This is a genomic window from Luteibacter sp. 9133 (assembly GCF_000800155.1).
Taxonomy (GTDB): domain Bacteria; phylum Pseudomonadota; class Gammaproteobacteria; order Xanthomonadales; family Rhodanobacteraceae; genus Luteibacter; species Luteibacter mycovicinus.
The window spans coordinates 1,237,087-1,253,313 of sequence record NZ_JUHO01000001.1; the positions used below are offsets into that span (position 1 = coordinate 1,237,087).

The 16,227-nt window shown below is 65.9% G+C and carries 17 protein-coding genes; 8 read left to right on the top strand and 9 right to left on the bottom strand.

The window, feature by feature from the left end; translation table 11 throughout:
- Positions 1 to 15: 15 nt before the first annotated feature.
- The 4 genes from FA87_RS05310 to miaB form a co-directional block, all read right to left on the bottom strand.
- The gene (locus tag FA87_RS05310; RefSeq protein ID WP_036115017.1) at positions 16 to 867 is read right to left on the bottom strand and encodes a transporter associated domain-containing protein; all 852 of its coding nucleotides are present in this window, start codon (positions 865 to 867) and stop codon (positions 16 to 18) included.
- A gap of 76 nt (positions 868 to 943) precedes the next feature.
- Positions 944 to 1,408 (bottom strand): rRNA maturation RNase YbeY, encoded by a 465-nt coding sequence (ybeY, locus tag FA87_RS05315; RefSeq protein ID WP_043692908.1) that lies wholly within the window; start codon positions 1,406 to 1,408, stop codon positions 944 to 946.
- Entirely contained in the window at positions 1,405 to 2,388 is a 984-nt protein-coding gene (locus tag FA87_RS05320) for a PhoH family protein (protein ID WP_036115013.1), read from the bottom strand. Before FA87_RS05320 ends, ybeY begins: the two co-directional genes overlap by 4 nt.
- Positions 2,385 to 3,731 (bottom strand): tRNA (N6-isopentenyl adenosine(37)-C2)-methylthiotransferase MiaB, encoded by a 1,347-nt coding sequence (miaB, locus tag FA87_RS05325; protein ID WP_036115011.1) that lies wholly within the window; start codon positions 3,729 to 3,731, stop codon positions 2,385 to 2,387. Before miaB ends, FA87_RS05320 begins: the two co-directional genes overlap by 4 nt.
- A gap of 159 nt (positions 3,732 to 3,890) precedes the next feature.
- On the opposite strand from miaB, the gene FA87_RS05330 reads away from it, so the two are divergent.
- Positions 3,891 to 5,036, top strand: a complete 1,146-nt coding sequence (locus FA87_RS05330) for a lytic transglycosylase domain-containing protein (protein ID WP_052191159.1) — start codon at positions 3,891 to 3,893, stop codon at positions 5,034 to 5,036.
- Positions 5,037 to 5,046: 10 nt separating this feature from the next.
- Here FA87_RS05330 and FA87_RS05335 read toward each other — a convergent pair whose 3' ends face one another.
- Entirely contained in the window at positions 5,047 to 6,246 is a 1,200-nt protein-coding gene (locus FA87_RS05335; RefSeq protein ID WP_043692910.1) for a trypsin-like peptidase domain-containing protein, read from the bottom strand.
- Positions 6,247 to 6,463: 217 nt separating this feature from the next.
- On the opposite strand from FA87_RS05335, the gene petA reads away from it, so the two are divergent.
- Genes petA through FA87_RS05360 form a run of 5 tightly spaced genes read left to right on the top strand, consistent with a single transcriptional unit; the run spans position 6,464 to position 10,248 of the window.
- A complete protein-coding gene (petA, locus tag FA87_RS05340; protein ID WP_043692912.1) occupies positions 6,464 to 7,063 on the top strand; it encodes a ubiquinol-cytochrome c reductase iron-sulfur subunit in 600 nt (199 codons plus the stop codon).
- Complete coding sequence (locus FA87_RS05345) at positions 7,063 to 8,352, top strand: cytochrome bc complex cytochrome b subunit (RefSeq protein ID WP_043692915.1); 1,290 nt, start codon at positions 7,063 to 7,065, stop codon at positions 8,350 to 8,352. The genes petA and FA87_RS05345 overlap by 1 nt, the downstream gene beginning before the upstream one ends.
- On the top strand, positions 8,345 to 9,100 hold the full coding sequence (locus FA87_RS05350) for a cytochrome c1 (RefSeq protein ID WP_176167731.1): 756 nt from the start codon (positions 8,345 to 8,347) through the stop codon (positions 9,098 to 9,100). The genes FA87_RS05345 and FA87_RS05350 overlap by 8 nt, the downstream gene beginning before the upstream one ends.
- 17 nt (positions 9,101 to 9,117) lie before the next feature.
- Positions 9,118 to 9,762 carry a glutathione S-transferase N-terminal domain-containing protein gene (locus FA87_RS05355; protein WP_036114998.1) on the top strand — a complete coding sequence of 215 codons (645 nt, stop codon included), beginning with the start codon at positions 9,118 to 9,120 and terminating at the stop codon, positions 9,760 to 9,762.
- 57 nt (positions 9,763 to 9,819) lie between these two features.
- Positions 9,820 to 10,248, top strand: coding sequence for a ClpXP protease specificity-enhancing factor (locus FA87_RS05360; protein WP_079520840.1), 429 nt, complete (start codon positions 9,820 to 9,822; stop codon positions 10,246 to 10,248).
- 86 nt (positions 10,249 to 10,334) lie between these two features.
- Here FA87_RS05360 and FA87_RS05365 read toward each other — a convergent pair whose 3' ends face one another.
- The 4 genes from FA87_RS05365 to FA87_RS05380 all read right to left on the bottom strand — a co-directional run bounded on the left by FA87_RS05365 (position 10,335) and on the right by FA87_RS05380 (position 14,447).
- The gene (locus tag FA87_RS05365; protein ID WP_036114991.1) at positions 10,335 to 10,730 is read right to left on the bottom strand and encodes a DUF3301 domain-containing protein; all 396 of its coding nucleotides are present in this window, start codon (positions 10,728 to 10,730) and stop codon (positions 10,335 to 10,337) included.
- A gap of 117 nt (positions 10,731 to 10,847) precedes the next feature.
- Positions 10,848 to 11,729, bottom strand: coding sequence for a carboxylating nicotinate-nucleotide diphosphorylase (nadC, locus tag FA87_RS05370; protein WP_036114988.1), 882 nt, complete (start codon positions 11,727 to 11,729; stop codon positions 10,848 to 10,850).
- An 89-nt stretch (positions 11,730 to 11,818) separates the two neighbouring features.
- Positions 11,819 to 14,080, bottom strand: a complete 2,262-nt coding sequence (locus FA87_RS05375; protein WP_036114986.1) for a DUF1631 domain-containing protein — start codon at positions 14,078 to 14,080, stop codon at positions 11,819 to 11,821.
- A gap of 76 nt (positions 14,081 to 14,156) precedes the next feature.
- Positions 14,157 to 14,447, bottom strand: a complete 291-nt coding sequence (locus FA87_RS05380) for a Trm112 family protein (protein ID WP_036114983.1) — start codon at positions 14,445 to 14,447, stop codon at positions 14,157 to 14,159.
- 71 nt (positions 14,448 to 14,518) lie between these two features.
- Here FA87_RS05380 and purE point away from each other — a divergent pair, with 71 nt between their 5' ends.
- Positions 14,519 to 15,034, top strand: a complete 516-nt coding sequence (purE, locus tag FA87_RS05385; protein WP_036114980.1) for a 5-(carboxyamino)imidazole ribonucleotide mutase — start codon at positions 14,519 to 14,521, stop codon at positions 15,032 to 15,034.
- Positions 15,031 to 16,185: a 5-(carboxyamino)imidazole ribonucleotide synthase gene (locus FA87_RS05390; RefSeq protein WP_036114978.1), complete on the top strand. Its 1,155-nt coding sequence runs from the start codon at positions 15,031 to 15,033 to the stop codon at positions 16,183 to 16,185. Before purE ends, FA87_RS05390 begins: the two co-directional genes overlap by 4 nt.
- Positions 16,186 to 16,227: the final 42 nt, after the last annotated feature.

Sequence of the window (16,227 nt, forward strand, 5' to 3'; positions counted from 1 at the left end):
CGGCCGGCGGTGACGTCATGCGCCGCCGTTGGCGTGCGCGACGTGGAACTGCTGGACGCGACGGTCGTCGGCTTCGGTAACCCGGAAGAGGAAGTCGCCCATGGCGATTTCTTCGCCGGCCGCCGGGAGGTGGCCGAACTCCGAGGTGATCATGCCGCCGATGGTATCGAACTCCTCATCGGAGAACCGTGCACCCGCTATCTCGTTGAAGTCGGCGATGGGGGTGAGGGCGCTCACCGCGAAGCCGCCTTCTTCCAGTGCCTGGACCAGGACCGGATCTTCCTCGTCGTCGTGCTCGTCGTCGATCTCGCCGACGATCTGCTCGAGAACGTCCTCGATCGTGATCAGGCCGGCGACGCCGCCGTATTCGTCCACCACGAGCGCCATGTGATTGCGCGTCAGGCGAAATTCCGCCAGGAGCACGTTCAGGCGCATCGATTCGGGAATGAGCACGGCCGGACGGAGCAGGGCGCGCACATCGCCGCCTTCGCTCTGTCCATAATATTTCAGCAGGTCTTTCGCCAGCAGGATGCCCAGCACTTCGTCCTTGTCTTCACCGTGGACGGGGAAGCGGGAGTGCCCGGACTCGACGACGGCGGAAAGGATCTCGGGGAGGGAGGCATCGGCGGCGAGGCTGACGATCTGGGCGCGGGGCACCATGACATCGTCGACGCTGAGCTCGGTCACCTTGATGGCACCCTCGACCATGGTCAGGGTGTCGTTGGAAAGCAGGCCGTTGGCCTGGGCGGTACGCAGTTCCTCGATCAGTTCGTCGCGGTTGCGTGGCTCGCCGGAAAACATATGGCCCAGACGGTCCCACCAGGATCGGTGAGTCGGGCCATGGGTACTACCAGGTTCCTCGTTCATCACTCTTTGCGTTTCTGCCCAAAATGAGCGGAACGGTCAGTCTAACGGAATTCCTGTGACGATTCAGGGCGTGTCCCTACACGGTCTCGTAGGGGTCCGCAATTCCCAGACCCGCCAGCACGCGGGTCTCCAGCGCTTCCATCGTCTCGGCCTCGGCGTCGTCGATGTGGTCGTACCCCAGCAGATGCAGCGTCCCGTGCACCGTCAGGTGCGCCCAGTGATCCGCCGCCTTTTTTCCCTGCTCGGCGGCCTCGCGCGTCACCACGGGCGCGCAGATGACCAGATCGCCGATCAGCGGCAGGTCGACCCCGGGCGGCAGTTCGGCCGGGAACGACAGCACGTTGGTGGCGTAGTCCTTACCGCGGTACTGCAGGTTCAGTGACTGGCCTTCATCCGCATCGACGATGCGGATCGACAGCTCGGTGCCCTTGCGACGGCGCGCGCCCTTCAACGCCGCCTCGACCCAGCGACGGAAGCTGGCCGGCGCCGGCACACCCTTGCGCGCGGTGGCATAGCCGACGGCAACGTCCAGCTGACTCACTTCGCGGCGTCCTGCTTGTCTTCGAACGCCTCGTAAGCACGGACGATCTTGGCCACCAGCGGATGGCGGACCACGTCGCGCGAGGTGAAGAAAGTGAAGCTGATGCCGTCCACGCCGCGCAGCACTTCGACCGCGTGACGAAGACCCGAGCGGATGTGGCGGGGCAGGTCGACCTGCGAGACGTCGCCCGTGATCACCGCGACCGAGCCGAAGCCGATACGGGTCAGGAACATCTTCATCTGTTCGACGGTGGTGTTCTGCGCTTCGTCGAGGATGACGTAGGAATCGTTGAGCGTGCGGCCACGCATATACGCCAGCGGCGCGATCTCGATCACGTTGCGCTCGATCAGCTTGCCGACCTTCTCGAAGCCGACCATCTCGTACAGCGCGTCATACAGAGGGCGCAGGTAGGGATCGATCTTCTGGCTGAGGTCGCCGGGCAGAAAGCCGAGCTTTTCGCCGGCCTCGACCGCGGGGCGCACCAGCAGCACGCGCTGTACGCGGTTGGCTTCCAGTGCCTCGATGGCGCTGGCCACGGCCAGATAGGTCTTGCCGGTACCGGCCGGACCTACGCCGAAGTTGATGTCGTGCGTGGTGATGGCGTGCAGGTAGCGCGCCTGATTGGCGCCACGGCCTTTGATGACGCCGCGCTTGACCTTGATGACGACTTCCTGCGAAGACTCCGCCGACTCGTCGTTGATCGCGTCGATGCCCGATTCGGCCAGATGCAGATTGATCGCGGCACCGTTGAGCACTTCGGTTTCCGTCGCGGCGTACAGCGCGCGGATGACTTTCTCGCCCGCGCGTGCCGAGCCTTCGTCACCGATGACACGGAAGATGGCGCCGCGATGGTCCACCTCGACGCCCAGGCGCAGTTCGATCTGGCGCACGTGTTCATCCAGCGGGCCACACAGGTTCGCCAGGCGGGTGTTGTCTTCGGGATCGAGGGTAAAATCGCGTTGCGAAAGACCAGGATTCATGCGACCGCAACCTCGTCCGCCAGCAGCACCCGACCACGCAGCGAGTTGCTCATCGCCTCGGTGATCGTGACGTCCACGAACTGGCCGATCATCCGCGGATGTCCCGGGAAGTTCACATAGCGCATGTTTTCCGTCCGCCCGCTGAGTTCGTTGGGATCGCGGCGGCTGGGCTTCTCGACCAGTACCCGCTGCACGGTGCCTACCATGGCCTCGTTGATCTTGCGCGCGTTCTCGTTGATCGCCGCCTGCAGCCGGCTCAGACGCGCGTGCTTCACCTCGGCCGGAGTCTCGTCGGCGAGGTTTGCCGCCGGCGTACCGGGTCGCGACGAAAACACGAACGAGAAGCTCTGGTCGAAGCCGATATCGTCGATCAGCTTCATCGTCTTCTCGAAGTCGTCGTCCGTCTCGCCGGGGAAGCCGACGATGAAGTCCGACGACACGCAGATATCCGGTCGCACCGCGCGCAGCTTGCGGATGCGCTGCTTGAATTCCAGCGCCGTGTAGCCGCGCTTCATGGCCGCGAGGATGCGATCGGAGCCCGCCTGCACCGGAAGGTGCAGATAGTTGGCCAGCTGCGGCACGTTGGCGTAGGCCTCGATCAGCGAGTCCGAGAACTCCAGCGGATGCGATGTCGTGAAACGAATGCGGCCGATACCGTCGATCTGCGCGATGGCGTGGATAAGCACCGACAGGTCGGCGACGTCGCCGTCGTGCATCGGGCCACGATACGCGTTGACGTTCTGGCCGAGCAGGTTGACCTCGCGTACGCCCTGTTCGGCGAGCTGGGCCACCTCGACGATCACATCGTCGAACGGCCGGCTGATCTCTTCGCCGCGCGTGTAAGGCACCACGCAATACGAGCAGTACTTCGAGCAGCCTTCCATGATCGAGACGAAGGCCGTCGGGCCCTCGGCGCGGGGTTCCGGCATGCGGTCGAACTTCTCGATTTCCGGGAAGCTGATGTCGACCTGCGACTTGCCGGTGGCGCGCTGGGCTTCGATCATCTGCGGCAGGCGGTGCAGGGTCTGCGGGCCGAAGACGAGGTCGACGTGCGGCGCGCGCTTGAGGATGGCGTCGCCTTCCTGCGAGGCGACGCAGCCGCCGACTCCGATCAGTACGGGCTTGCCGTTGGCCTTGTGCGCCTTCCAGCGACCGAGCTGGCTGAAGACCTTCTCCTGCGCCTTTTCGCGGATGGAACACGTGTTGACGAGGATGACGTCGGCCTCGTCCTCGTTCTGCGTGAGTTCCAGGCCATGGGACGCCGCCAGCACGTCGGCCATCTTGGCCGAGTCGTACTCGTTCATCTGGCAGCCGTGGGTCTTGATGAAAAGCTTGCCGCTCATGGGCCGGGTTACCGTGTTTCGTGGGGAGTTTCCGAACCGCGCAGTTTACTCTGCCCCCGGGTCCGTTGCCAGTTGGCCGCCGTGGATCAATGACTTGCGTGAAGAACGTCACGTTTGCGGCCCTTGGCAGGGCAGGGGTGCTCGGGCAAACTCGCGCCCATGGTTGACGACGCGACGCCAGGGGAAAGCGCCGGCCATCACGCCCGCCGTTTCCTGACCTCCCGGACGGCCCTGCGAAGGGTCGCGGGCGCCTGCGTCCTGCTGCTGGGATTGCTGGCCGGGCCGGCGTCGGCGGGTGCGCTCTACCGTTGCATCGGTAGTACGGGCGAGACGGTTTTCTCCGGCGGCACCGCGGGCTACAAGGACTGCAAGCGCATCGGCAGCACGGGCCCCTCGCGTCCGGCGCGGCCCATCGCATTGCCCGCCGCGCCGCAGAAGGCCGTCTTCGAACCGGTCGCCGGGCCCCCGTCGCTTAAAGGCGTGATCGGCTCCGTGGTGCTGGCGCCTGCCGCCGCCGTGCCTTCGCTGGCAGGCGTGACTGGTGGCGTGGTCGGCGGAGCGGATGGTACCGAGCGCGAACCGCTGGCCCTGCCTCCCGTGACCGCGCCGAAAGGGCAGTGGGACTATAAGGAGTCGGCGAGTACCGATTTAACGGCGGCGGTTGCGCCTGCCGCACCTCAGGGCTCGCGGGTCTTGCGTGGCGCGGTCTACCGGATCACCCGGGCGGACGGCGGCGTCGAGTACACCAATATTCCGCCGGGCGGCGGCGGTCAGGGATCGAGCATCAAGATGCTCTTTACTTATATCGCCACCTGCGCCGCCTGCGACGTGCATTCGAAGGTCGACTGGAACAACGTCGGTCTGAATCTGGTCGCGTACGGCGACGCGATCCGCTCGGCGAGCAGCGAGTTCAGCGTGGACGAAGCGTTGCTGCGCGCGGTCATTCACGCCGAAAGCGCGTTCAACCCGCGCGCGCTGTCGGTGGCTGGCGCGCAGGGCCTGATGCAGCTGATTCCGGGCACCGCCCGTGACATGGGCGTCCTGGATGCCTTCGACGCCAATCAGAATATTCGCGGCGGGGCGCGTTATCTCGCGCTGTTGCTGAAGACCTTCAATGGCAACGAGCGCCTCGCCGCGGCGGCGTACAACGCCGGACCCGGTGCGGTGCAGAAGTACAACGGCGTGCCGCCTTATGACGAAACGCAGGTCTATGTCGAGCGCGTCGGCGTGCTGCGCAAGCGCTATGGCGACCTGTTGAAGAGCCGCCCCAGCACCGGCGTCCCCCTGGCCGACAACCGAATGTAGCAGCGCGCTCCTACCGGGCCGCGCCCTGCAGCGCCTGCATCGGTGCCGTGGGCGGCCTCTGCGCCGGCGTCACGGTCGTGTTGAACGCCGCACCGTTGCGCAGCCCGGAGACCTGCACCGGATCGCCCGGTTTCAGCGAGGCCTCGTGCCGGCGCAGATCCGACGGGTCGAGGATGTCCTCATCGCCGATGCGCAGCAGCACGTCGCGTTGCTGGATGCCCGCGAGGGCGGCGGGGCCGCCCGGGGACACGTCGTTGACCACGACACCGCGCGCCGCCGAAGGCAGGCCGCTGTCGGCGGAGACCGGGACGGCGCCGTAGTCGGCACCGATCCAGCCACGCACGACGTGGCCCGTCTGTATGATCTGGTCCAGCACCTCGCGTGCGCTCTGCACGGGGATGGCGAAACCGATGCCTTCGGCGCCGACCGCCTGACCGATCAGCGACGTATTGATACCGACGAGCTCGCCGTGCGCATTGACGAGCGCGCCGCCCGAGTTGCCGAAGTTGATCGCGGCGTCGGTCTGGATGAAGTTTTCCAGGCTGGACAGATTGAGCTGGCGGCCGATGGCACTGACGATGCCCATGGTCACCGTCTGGCCGATGCCGAAGGGGTTGCCGATGGCCAGCACCACGTCGCCGACCCGGGGACGGCTTTCGGCGTCGGTCATGTGGATCGCCGGCAGGTTGCCCGCGTCCACCTTGAGTACCGCAAGGTCCGTCTCATCGTCCGAGCCCACGACCCGGGCCTTGGCCACCCGGCCGTCGTAGAGCAGCAGCTGGATGTCGTCGGCGTTGGCGATCACGTGGTTGTTGGTCAGGACGTAGCCATCTTCCCTGACGATGACGCCCGAGCCGAGGTTCTGCTGACGCCGCGTACGCGCCGGGCCGGTGGGCACGCTGAAGATGCGCTGCAACACGGGATCGGAGTAGAGCTCGCGCGGCTGCTCGGTCACCAGCTTGTTCGCATAGATGTTGACGACCGACGGCGCGGCCTTGGCCACGGCATCGGCATACGACACGGGACCCGTGCCCGCCCCGGGAGCGGCCGGCTCGACCGCGGCAGGCTCGTGTTCGGTGACCGGCGGCGTGAAACGCTCACGAAGAAAAGCGCCGCTGCCTGGCCAGAACAGGCCGATGACGAAGGCGACGGCAAGGCCGAGCACGACGAAACGGGCGACGAAGGCAAGCGTACGAGCGGCGTGGTTCATGGAGTAGCGAGGGGTCCTGTCGTCCGGTTTTGCCGAATTTTCCGCATCCTGGCGGGCACTTGGCAGCCCCATCCGTCATGGGGGACAGGGGAAGGTTCAGTTTATTGTACGTGGCTGGTGCTGCCGTTACACTGACTCGATTTAGCGGAAGCCGATTTCCGATACGAGCCGGCGATAGGGGTCCGCATTCTCAATGGCATAAGTTCCGGAGAGCCTGATGGCGAACGAATTCGTCGATCACGGCCGCCGTCGCTTCCTCACCACAACGACCGCGGTCGTTGGCGGAGTCGGGGTAGTCGCGGCGATCGTGCCCTTCATTAAGTCGTGGGAACCAAGCGCAAGGGCAAAGGCAGCAGGAGCGCCTGTTACGGTCGACATCAGCGCCATCGAGGCGGGGCAGAAGGTCACCTTCGCCTGGCGCAGCCTTCCGGTCTTCGTCGTCAATCGCAGCAAGGAACAGCTGGCCCAGCTGAAGGGCCTCGAGCCCCGTCTGCTGGACCCGCAGTCGTCCGATTCGGCGCAACAGCCGAAGTACGCGACCAACGAGAACCGTTCCATCAAGCCCGAGTGGCTGGTCGTCATCGGCCTGTGCACCCACCTGGGCTGCGTGCCGGACTTCGTGCCCGACATCAAGCCCGAGCCGTTCGACGCGAACTGGAAGGGCGGCTTCTACTGCCCCTGCCATAAGTCACGCTATGACTTGTCGGGCCGTGTCTTCGCCGGCGTTCCCGCCCCGAAGAACCTCCCGGTGCCCCCTTATCACTTCGTGGATGACTCGCACATCCAGATCGGTGTCGACCCGGAGGGCAAAAGCTGATGGCCAGCCTTTTCGATTGGGTCAACGAACGCGCGCCGAACCTGGCGCCGACGTTCCGCAAGCACATGACCGAGTACTACGCGCCGAAGAACTTCAACCTCTGGTACTACTTCGGTTCGCTCGCCATGCTGGTTTTGGTCAACCAGATCGTGACCGGCATCTTCCTCACCATGAACTACAAGACGAGTGCGCTCGAAGCGTTCAACTCGGTCGAGTACATCATGCGTGACGTGGAGTGGGGCTGGCTCATCCGCTACATGCACTCTACGGGTGCGTCGCTGTTCTTCGTGGTGGTGTTCCTGCATATGTTCCGCGGGATCATGTACGGCTCGTTCAAGCGACCGCGCGAGCTGGTGTGGATCCTGGGCATGCTGATCTTCCTCGTGCTGATGGCGGAGGCCTTCATGGGCTACGTGCTGCCGTGGGGCAACATGTCGTTCTGGGGCGCGAAGGTCATCATCTCGCTGTTCGGCACCATTCCTTATATCGGCTCGTCGCTGGTGGAATGGATCATGGGCGATTTCCTGCCCGCCGACGCCACGTTGAATCGCTTCTTCGCGCTGCACGTCATCGCGCTGCCGCTGGTGCTCCTGCTGCTGGTGGTGCTGCACCTCGCCGCGCTGCACGAGGTGGGTTCGAACAACCCGGACGGCGTCGACGTCAAGCATGGCCCGAAGGGCAATCGCTGGGACGCCTACAAGCCGAAGGATGCCGTGCCGTTCCATCCGTATTACACGGTGAAAGACCTCTTCGGCGTCGGCTTCTTCCTCACCATCGCGGCGTTCATCATCTTCTTCGCGCCGACCTTCGGTGGCTGGTTCCTGGAGCATGACAACTTCACGCCAGCCAACAACCTGGTGACGCCGAGCCACATCAAACCGTCGTGGTACTTCACGCCGTTCTACGCGATCCTCCGCATGATTCCGTCGTTCTTCGGCACGGCGATCTGGGGCGTCATCGGCATGTTCGGCTCGATCCTGCTGCTGGCGCTGCTGCCGTGGATCGATAAGGGAGCGGTGCGCTCCGTGCGCTACCGCGGCCTCGGTTTCCGCATCGCCCTGGGCGTGCTCGTGGTGTCCTTCCTGTCGCTGGGCGCGGTAGGTGCGGGCGTCACGGCGGAGCTGATTCCCGCCTGGTTCCCGCATGCCGACGTCACCACGTGGGAGAACGCCTTCGGTCGCCTGATGGCGCTGGGTTACTTCGGCTTCTTCCTCTTCGTATGGGTCTACACGCGCTTCGGTTTCGAGAAGACCAAGCCGGTTCCGGAACGGGTGACGATGCATGATTAAGCGCTATGTTTTCTCAGTCGCTCTTGCTCTGGGTCTGTTTGTCGCCACGCTGCCCGTCCTTGCCGCCGAAGGTGGCGAGGACCTGCCGTCCGCCGGCACCAACGTCAACGACAGGGCCGCGCTACAGCGCGGTGCCAGGCTCTTCTTCAACTACTGCGTGGGCTGCCACTCGCTGAAGTACGTGCGCTACTCGCGCCTGGCGACCGACCTCGGCCTGTCCGAAGACGAGGTGATGTCCAACCTCAACTTCACCGGTGCGAAGTTCGGCGAACCGGTGCTTTCGCACATGCCTGCCGACGGCGCCAAGGCCTGGTTCGGCAAGGAGCCGCCGGATCTCTCGCTCGAGGCGCGCGCCAAGGGCGTGGACTTCATCTTCAACTACCTCAACGCGTTTTACCTCGACCCGAGCCGGCCGGTGGGCTGGAACAACACGGTGTTCCCGAATGCCTCCATGCCCAATCCCCTGTGGGAATTGCAGGGCCTTCAGGTGGCGGTGCACGGTGAAGCGAAGCCGGGGCAGGAAGCCACGGTCGAGAAGCTCGAGCTGCAACGTCCGGGTCGCATGACGCCGGACGAATTCAGGGGCGCCACGCGCGATCTCGCTACCTTCCTCGAGTACACGGCCGAGCCCGCCGCACTCGAGCGCCAGTCGGTCGGTGTGTGGGTGATCCTCTTCCTGGCTGGCCTCACGTTTCTCCTGTACCTGGTGAAGCACGAGTACTGGAAAGACGTTCACGAAGAACATTAAGTTAGGGAGGTCGATGCATGGTCCAGAATGCTCGTTCGCGTGCGGCGCTGACTCTGTACACCAGCGCCGACGACATCCATTGTCACCGGACGCGCCTGGTCCTGGCCGCGAAGGGGGTGGCCTATGACCGGATCATCCTCAAGGCGGACGAGCCCACGCCCGACCTGCTCGATCTCAACCCCTACGGCACGCTGCCGACCCTCGTCGACCGGGACCTGACCCTTTACGACACGCTTGTCGTGGTCGAATACCTCGACGAACGCTATCCGCACCCGCCGCTGATGCCGATCGACCCCTTGTCCCGGGCGCGTCTGCGCCTGGCCACGTGGCGGATCGAGAACGACTGGCTGCCCGAGATCGAGACGATCGGGGAGGGCGGTAAGGCGGCGGAGGGCGCGCGCAAGCGATTGCGCGAGCATCTGTTGCTGTCGGAACCGCTGTTCCGTGCCTCGCGGTTCTTCCTCAATCCGGAAATGAGCCTCATCGACTGCCTCGTCGCCCCCGTGGTCTGGCGCCTGCCGCACCTGGGTGTGGAGCTGGGCAAGGAAGGCAAGGCCATCGTGGACTACGGCGAGCGTCTGTTCCATAGCCAGGGATTCGCCCGCAGTCTCACCCCGGAAGAGCGCGACATGCGCCCGGACTTCAATTTCCTGCCCGGTTAGCGTCTTTCGCCGCGTATCCCTTAAACTGTCGTCATGGATACCAATGAAACCGCAGGCATGACCTCCAATCGGCCTTACCTGCTGCGTGCCATCTACGACTGGATCAGCGACAACGGTCTGACCCCGTACGTCCTCGTCGACGCCGGGCAGCCGGGCGTCAAAGTGCCCGCCCACGTCGTGAAGAACGGCCAGGTGGTGCTGAACCTCGCCATGCGCGCGGTGGCCAATCTGGATCTGGGCAACGACCGGATCGGCTTCCAGGCCCGTTTTTCAGGCGTCAGCCAGCAGATCGTCATCCCCGTGCAGGCCGTATTGGCGCTTTACGCGCAGGAGAACGGCCAGGGCATGATGTTCCCGGTCGACGAGAACGACACCGCGCCGGCCACGGCGATCGAAGCGGTCGACGACACCGACGCCCCACCGCCCACCGGTGGCGACGATGACCGGCCCAAGCGCGGCGCGCCGCACCTTCGGGTCGTCAAATAAAAGAAACCCGCCGGGAGGCGGGTTTTTTGTGCCGGGCGACAGGCCAGCTCCGGTAGGAGCCAGCCCTGCTGGCGATTCCGTATCCCTCAGTGCAACCGCCGCCGATCCGCCAGCGAAATCACGTTCGCCCCATGCACGATCGAATCGGTAGCCACCACGGTCTCCAGCTCGGGCGAATCGGTTCCCGGCAGCGAATAGCTGGCGATCTCGTTCCCCGCCATCCAGAGACGCGCCATCTGCCGCGACTGGCCGTCGATGCTTACTTCAAAGCCGTAGCAGCGCTCGAGGCGGCGGACGCCATCGACCCCCTGGAGCCGCACGCCGCGCAGCCCGACCGACTGATCGAGCAGCTGCAGGCCGTAGCGTTTGCATAGCCCCGTCGCGGCGCGTACGGCGACTTCCCTGGCTCGCGTCAGTCGGTACCAGCTCGCGATACCGCCTGCGAGGACGAGAAGCCAGAAAAGATCGCTGAAAGATGCCATGGCGTCAGTGTGTGGCCGATTCCGCGTGTCTACAAGTCCCTGAGCTGGAAGCTTGCCGCAGGAGCGCACGACAGGGCGCTCCGTCGCAGGAGCGCGCCCTGCGCGCGAAAAGCCAACTCAATCCCCCGGATGCTTCACATCCAGCCGCAGCGACAGATCGATCGCCCGCACATGCTTGGTCAACGCGCCGCTGGAGATGAAATCCACGCCGGTCCGCGCGATCGCGTGAATCGTGTCCAGCTCCACGTTACCCGACACCTCGAGGGGAATCCGCCCGGCGGTATACGCCACGGCCTCGGTCAGCATTGCCGGAGTGAAGTTGTCGAGCAGCGCGCGATCGGCACCCGCCGCGATGGCTTCCGCCAGCTCGTCCATGGTCTCCACCTCGACGATCAGCGGCAGCGTGGGGTGAATGAGGCGCGCCGCGTTGACCGCCGGCCGGATGCCGCCCGCCGCGATGATGTGGTTTTCCTTGAGCATCATCGCGTCGAACAGGCCGATGCGGTGATTGGTACCGCCGCCACAGCGAACGGCGTACTTCTGCGCGCGACGCAGGCCCGGCAGCGTCTTGCGGGTGTCGAGGATACGAGTTGGCGTGCCGGCCAGCGCGTCGACATAGCGCGAGGTCACCGTCGCCGTCGACGAGAGCAGCTGCAGGAAGTTGAGCGCCGTCCGCTCGGCGGTGACCAGGGCACGTGCCTGCCCGGCGAGACGGCAGATGGGCGAGCCGGCGGTCACGCGATCGCCGTCGTGGGCCAGCCACTCGATGCGCACATCCGGGTCGAGCTTGCGGAACGCGGCGTCGAACCAGGCGGTGCCGCAGATCACGGCATTCTCGCGACAGGTCAGGACGGCTGTGGCGGTGGCCTTGGGATCGAGCAGGTCGGCCGTGGCGTCGCCGGGGCCGATGTCTTCGGCGAAGGCGCGATCGATATCGGCAAGGATGTCGGCCGCCGGCGGCAGTGCGTCGGTCAGCGATGGCGAAGCGGTGGAGGTCATCGGAAGGATGCGTCCGTGGAAGAGGGCGCTACCTTATCAAGACTGACCCGCGCGCGGTGTAACCCGCGCGGGTCGGATCAGGCCCTGGCTTAGGCCTCGGGCGTACGCAGCCGCTCGACGATCGCGTCCATCGCACGGTCGAACAGCATCGACGAATCCAGTACGCGCGCGTGGCCGTTGGCGAAGGCCTGCGCGAGACCGCCCAGGCTGTGATCGGCGACCTTCAGACCGCGACGGTTGACGAAGAGATAGCGGCCGCTGATCGGGCTGACCCACGAAAGCTTCGCGCGATCGGTGCTGCCGTCTTCGGCGGTGAACTCGAGCCACTGGCCGACTTTCAGTTCACGGGCCTGAGCGAGATTGCGCTCGTCGAAGGCTTCGTCAGGGAGCGATTCGTCCTCGGGCTCCGGTTCGACCGTTGGTTCTTCGATCGCCTGGATGGCCTCGGGCAAGGGCATCACGCTGGTGACGAGCGTGCCCGATTCCGTCTCCGGCACGGACTCGCCGAGCTGCTGGCGATAGAACGCGTGCAGCTGGGCGAGCAGTTGCTCGGTGTCGGCCTCCTGAAAGGCGACGGCGGCGAGACCGCGACGCAGCGAGCGTTCGATCGACGGCAGAATGGCCCGAAGGTCGCGTCGGCCGTTGAGGTCGTAGACCGGACGCGCGCTGGCGATGAAATCGTCGATGAAGCGCAGCGAGTCGCGGAATTCCTGGGCTTCTTCGCCCTGACGCAGGAGGGTGAGCACGATGTAGTTGGCCCACGCCCGCGTCAGCACGCCGTAGATCAGGGGCGGCAGCGCGGCACCGTCGACGCGGCCGACGATTTCCTGAGCGGCGCGGCGGCGCGCGTGCTCGAGCTTCTCGCGACCGCGGGTGGATTCGGCGACACGCTGCTCGGCGAGTTCCGCGCGCTTGCGGCTGATGTCGAGGAAGTCCTGTAGCTCGGCCGCGAGACGGTTGAAGACGGCGACGTCGTCGTCGAAGTCATGCAGCAGCCGCTCGACGATGGATTTGATCTTGTCGAACAGGCGGCCGTCGCGATCGGCTTCGGCGGACCAGCCCTTGGCCGCATCGGCCAGGGCGTCGAGCAACTGACGCGCCGGGTGCGACTTGTGCGCGAACATCCGGCGGTCGAGCAGCGCGACCTTGAGGTAGGGGATCTGCAGACGCGCGAGCATGACCTGCATCTCGGCCGGCAGGTTGTGATCTTCGAGGATGAACTCGAAAAGCATGCCGACGAGGTCGATGGTGTCTTCGTCCACGCCCGACACGTGTGCGGTCTGCTGACCGCGCAGCTGGCCGATCTGCGCGAGCAGCTGTTCCTTCAGCTGGGCGACGTCACGCGTGACGTCGGCCTGGCTCGCCATCGGCACGGCAGTCCCGGGCATGCCGGCGATCTGGCTCTGCAGCAGGGTCAGCGCACCGAGCAGCTCGGCTGCGCTGGGCAGGGGACCGGTAGGCATCGAAGCGCCTCCGGCGAAGCCCTCGGTGCCGGCCGTGGTACCGCGACGCGCCGAGAACATGGCGTGCAGCGACTGCATGAACTCCGCCGCGGCGGCATCCGTCACCGGTGCGGCCGCCTGCGGAGCGGCCACCACCGACGAGGCCGGGCCCGTCGGGGCGGGCGCATCGCTGCGACGGGTGACGATCTCGTGGCGCAGCTGCGGCAGGACGCCCGCGGCGGCGAGCTCGTTATTGATGTCGTCGTAGAGCTCGTCGATGCCGGCGAGCACGTAGCGATCGAACAGCTTGTAGATGATCAGCTTGACCCGGACCTCGACCATCAGCTCGCGCATGGCCTGGCGGAACGCGGCGGCCAGCGAGGCGGGGCCTACCGGGTTGGACGCGTCGTCCATCCGGGCGCCGCCGCAGATCACCGACAGGCGCTGATTGACGGCAAAGAGGGCGCGCGCAAGGCGCTGCTCGTTCTTGCCGATCATGCTGGTGATCGCGAGGGATTCCTCGAGTTCGTTTTCGCCGACAAGGCTGAGCTCGATATTGGCGAGGGGGCGGGCGTGGGCGTCGGCATCGGGTGCGCGCGTGCGCCCGGCGGAAAAATCGGCCAGATCCCGGGCGACCTGACCCAGGAAGGTGCGCTCGACGATGGCGCGCTTCTTGCGCACTTCACGCATGCCGTCGAAGAACTGGGTCTGCGCGGCGTTGTTCTCGGCCTTTTCGGCCAGATCGAACAGAGCGTCGTCGATGTTCTCGAACATGTTGGTGGCCAGCGCGTGCAGCCGCTTGGTCGCCAGGCCACGCACCGTGACCAGAAGCGCGCCCACACTCTCGCTGCGCGGATCCAGGCGCTGGCTGAGATCGATCACATTGGACGGCTCGCTCGCGTTACTCATCGCGCATCTCTGGATTCAACGGCCCCCGCCTGAGGGGCCATTGTGCGGGAACGAATGCTTTAAATTGTGACGGACGTCACGGATTCTGCGCGAGACCGGATTCCGGAGTAAAGCCCGTCAACTGGAGGGTGCCGATACCCGCTTCGGGGAGCATGACGGGGATGCCGTCCTCGACCCGGTAGACGAGCTGGCCGTCGGTGGTGATCAGGCCTTCGGTCAGTGGCTCGGCCACTTTTTCCCCGGCGACGGTGTCGACCGAGCCGGCGCGGATGGCGCCGTTGAGGTTGTCGCGCTCGGCGGCCGTCAGCGGACGCAGGGGGCGCTTGCTGACCGGGCAGCAGAGGATATCGAGGAGACGCTTGTCCATGAGAGCGGCCGCGGAGGCCAACCTGTAGATCGGGAATGCACTTACAATAGCGACTTTTGGGTGCCCGGGCCATGATTTCCAACGAAGGTAACGAAGCGAGCGCGCCGCGCGTGGGCGTGGTGATGGGCTCGCGATCGGACTGGGAAACGATGGAGCATGCCTCCGCCACGCTGTCCCGTCTGGGCATCGTCCACGAGGTCCAGGTGGTCTCCGCCCACCGCACCCCCGACCTGCTTTTCAGCTACGCCGAAGCGGCCCGTGGCCGTGGCATCCAGGTGATCATCGCCGGTGCCGGTGGCGCCGCCCATCTGCCGGGCATGATCGCCGCCAAGACCGCGCTGCCGGTGTTCGGGGTGCCGGTACAGTCCAAGGCGCTGAACGGTATGGATTCCCTGCTTTCGATCGCGCAGATGCCGGCCGGTATCCCGGTCGGTACCCTGGCGATCGGCCGTGCCGGCGCGACCAATGCCGCCCTGCTGGCCGCCTCGGTCCTGGCGCTGCACGACCCGTCCGTCGCCACGGCACTCGACACGTTCCGCAGCGATCAGACCCGCACCGTCCTCGATAACCCGGATCCGCGCTCGTGAGCCGCAAGCTTCCCACGGTGGGCATCCTCGGCGGCGGGCAGCTGGCGCGCATGCTGACCCTTGCCGCGGCACCCCTCGGCATCCGCACGCTGGTGGTCGACGGTACGTCCGACGCCTGCGCCGGCCAGGTGGCCGAACTGATCGTCGCCGACTGGTCCGACGACGCCGCGCTGGCTGATTTCGCCCGGCGGGTCGACGTCGTCACCTTCGATTTCGAGAACGTTCCCGCCGCCGCCGCCGAGCGTCTGGCCGGGCTGGTCGACGTCTTCCCCAATCCGCGTGCGCTCGCCGTGGCGCAGGATCGTCTCAGCGAGAAGACGCTGTTCCGTGAGACCGGCCTGGACACGCCCGAGTTCGAAACGGTCGACACCCGAGAGGACCTGGTCCGCGCGGTGGCCCGTATCGGCGCCCCGGCCATTCTCAAGACCCGTCGGCTCGGTTACGACGGCAAGGGCCAGTTCCGTCTGAAGACGGCCGACGACATCGACGCGGCCTGGGCCGCTCTGGGTGAAGCGGCGGGTAAGCACGGGCTGATTCTGGAAGCCTTCGTTCCGTTCGATCGCGAGCTGTCGGTGGTGGCGGTGCGTGGCCGCGATGGCTCGTTCCGCGCCTGGCCGCTGACGCGCAACTGGCATGTCGACGGCGTGCTCTCGCTGAGCCTCGCTCCCGCGCCGGGTACGTCCGACGAGCTGGAGCAGGCGGCCACGGCGCATGCCCACGCCATCGCCGAGAAGCTCGATTACGTCGGAGTCTTCGCGCTGGAGCTGTTCGTCCGCGGCGGCGACCTGCTTGGCAACGAGATGGCGCCCCGCGTGCACAACTCCGGCCACTGGACGATCGAAGGCGCGCACACGAGCCAGTTCGAAAACCACATCCGTGCGGTGCTCGGCCTCCCGCTGGGTGACACCGGTGTGCGCGGCGCGAGTGCGATGCTGAACTGGATCGGCGACATGCCGGATCCGGCGCCGGTGCTTTCCGTGGCCGATGGCCATTGGCACGACTACGGCAAGGAGGCGCGTCCGGGCCGTAAGGTGGGCCATGCGACGCTGTGCGCTTCGGATGCCGGCAGCTTGCGGGCGAAGCTGGCCGAAGTCGGTGTCGGCCTTGGACGGGAGAGCCAGGTAGCCCCGGCGGTCGAGCTGCTCGGCTAACCGGTTGCGCAATGGCGCAAGCCGAGCCCCAAAAGCCGAACC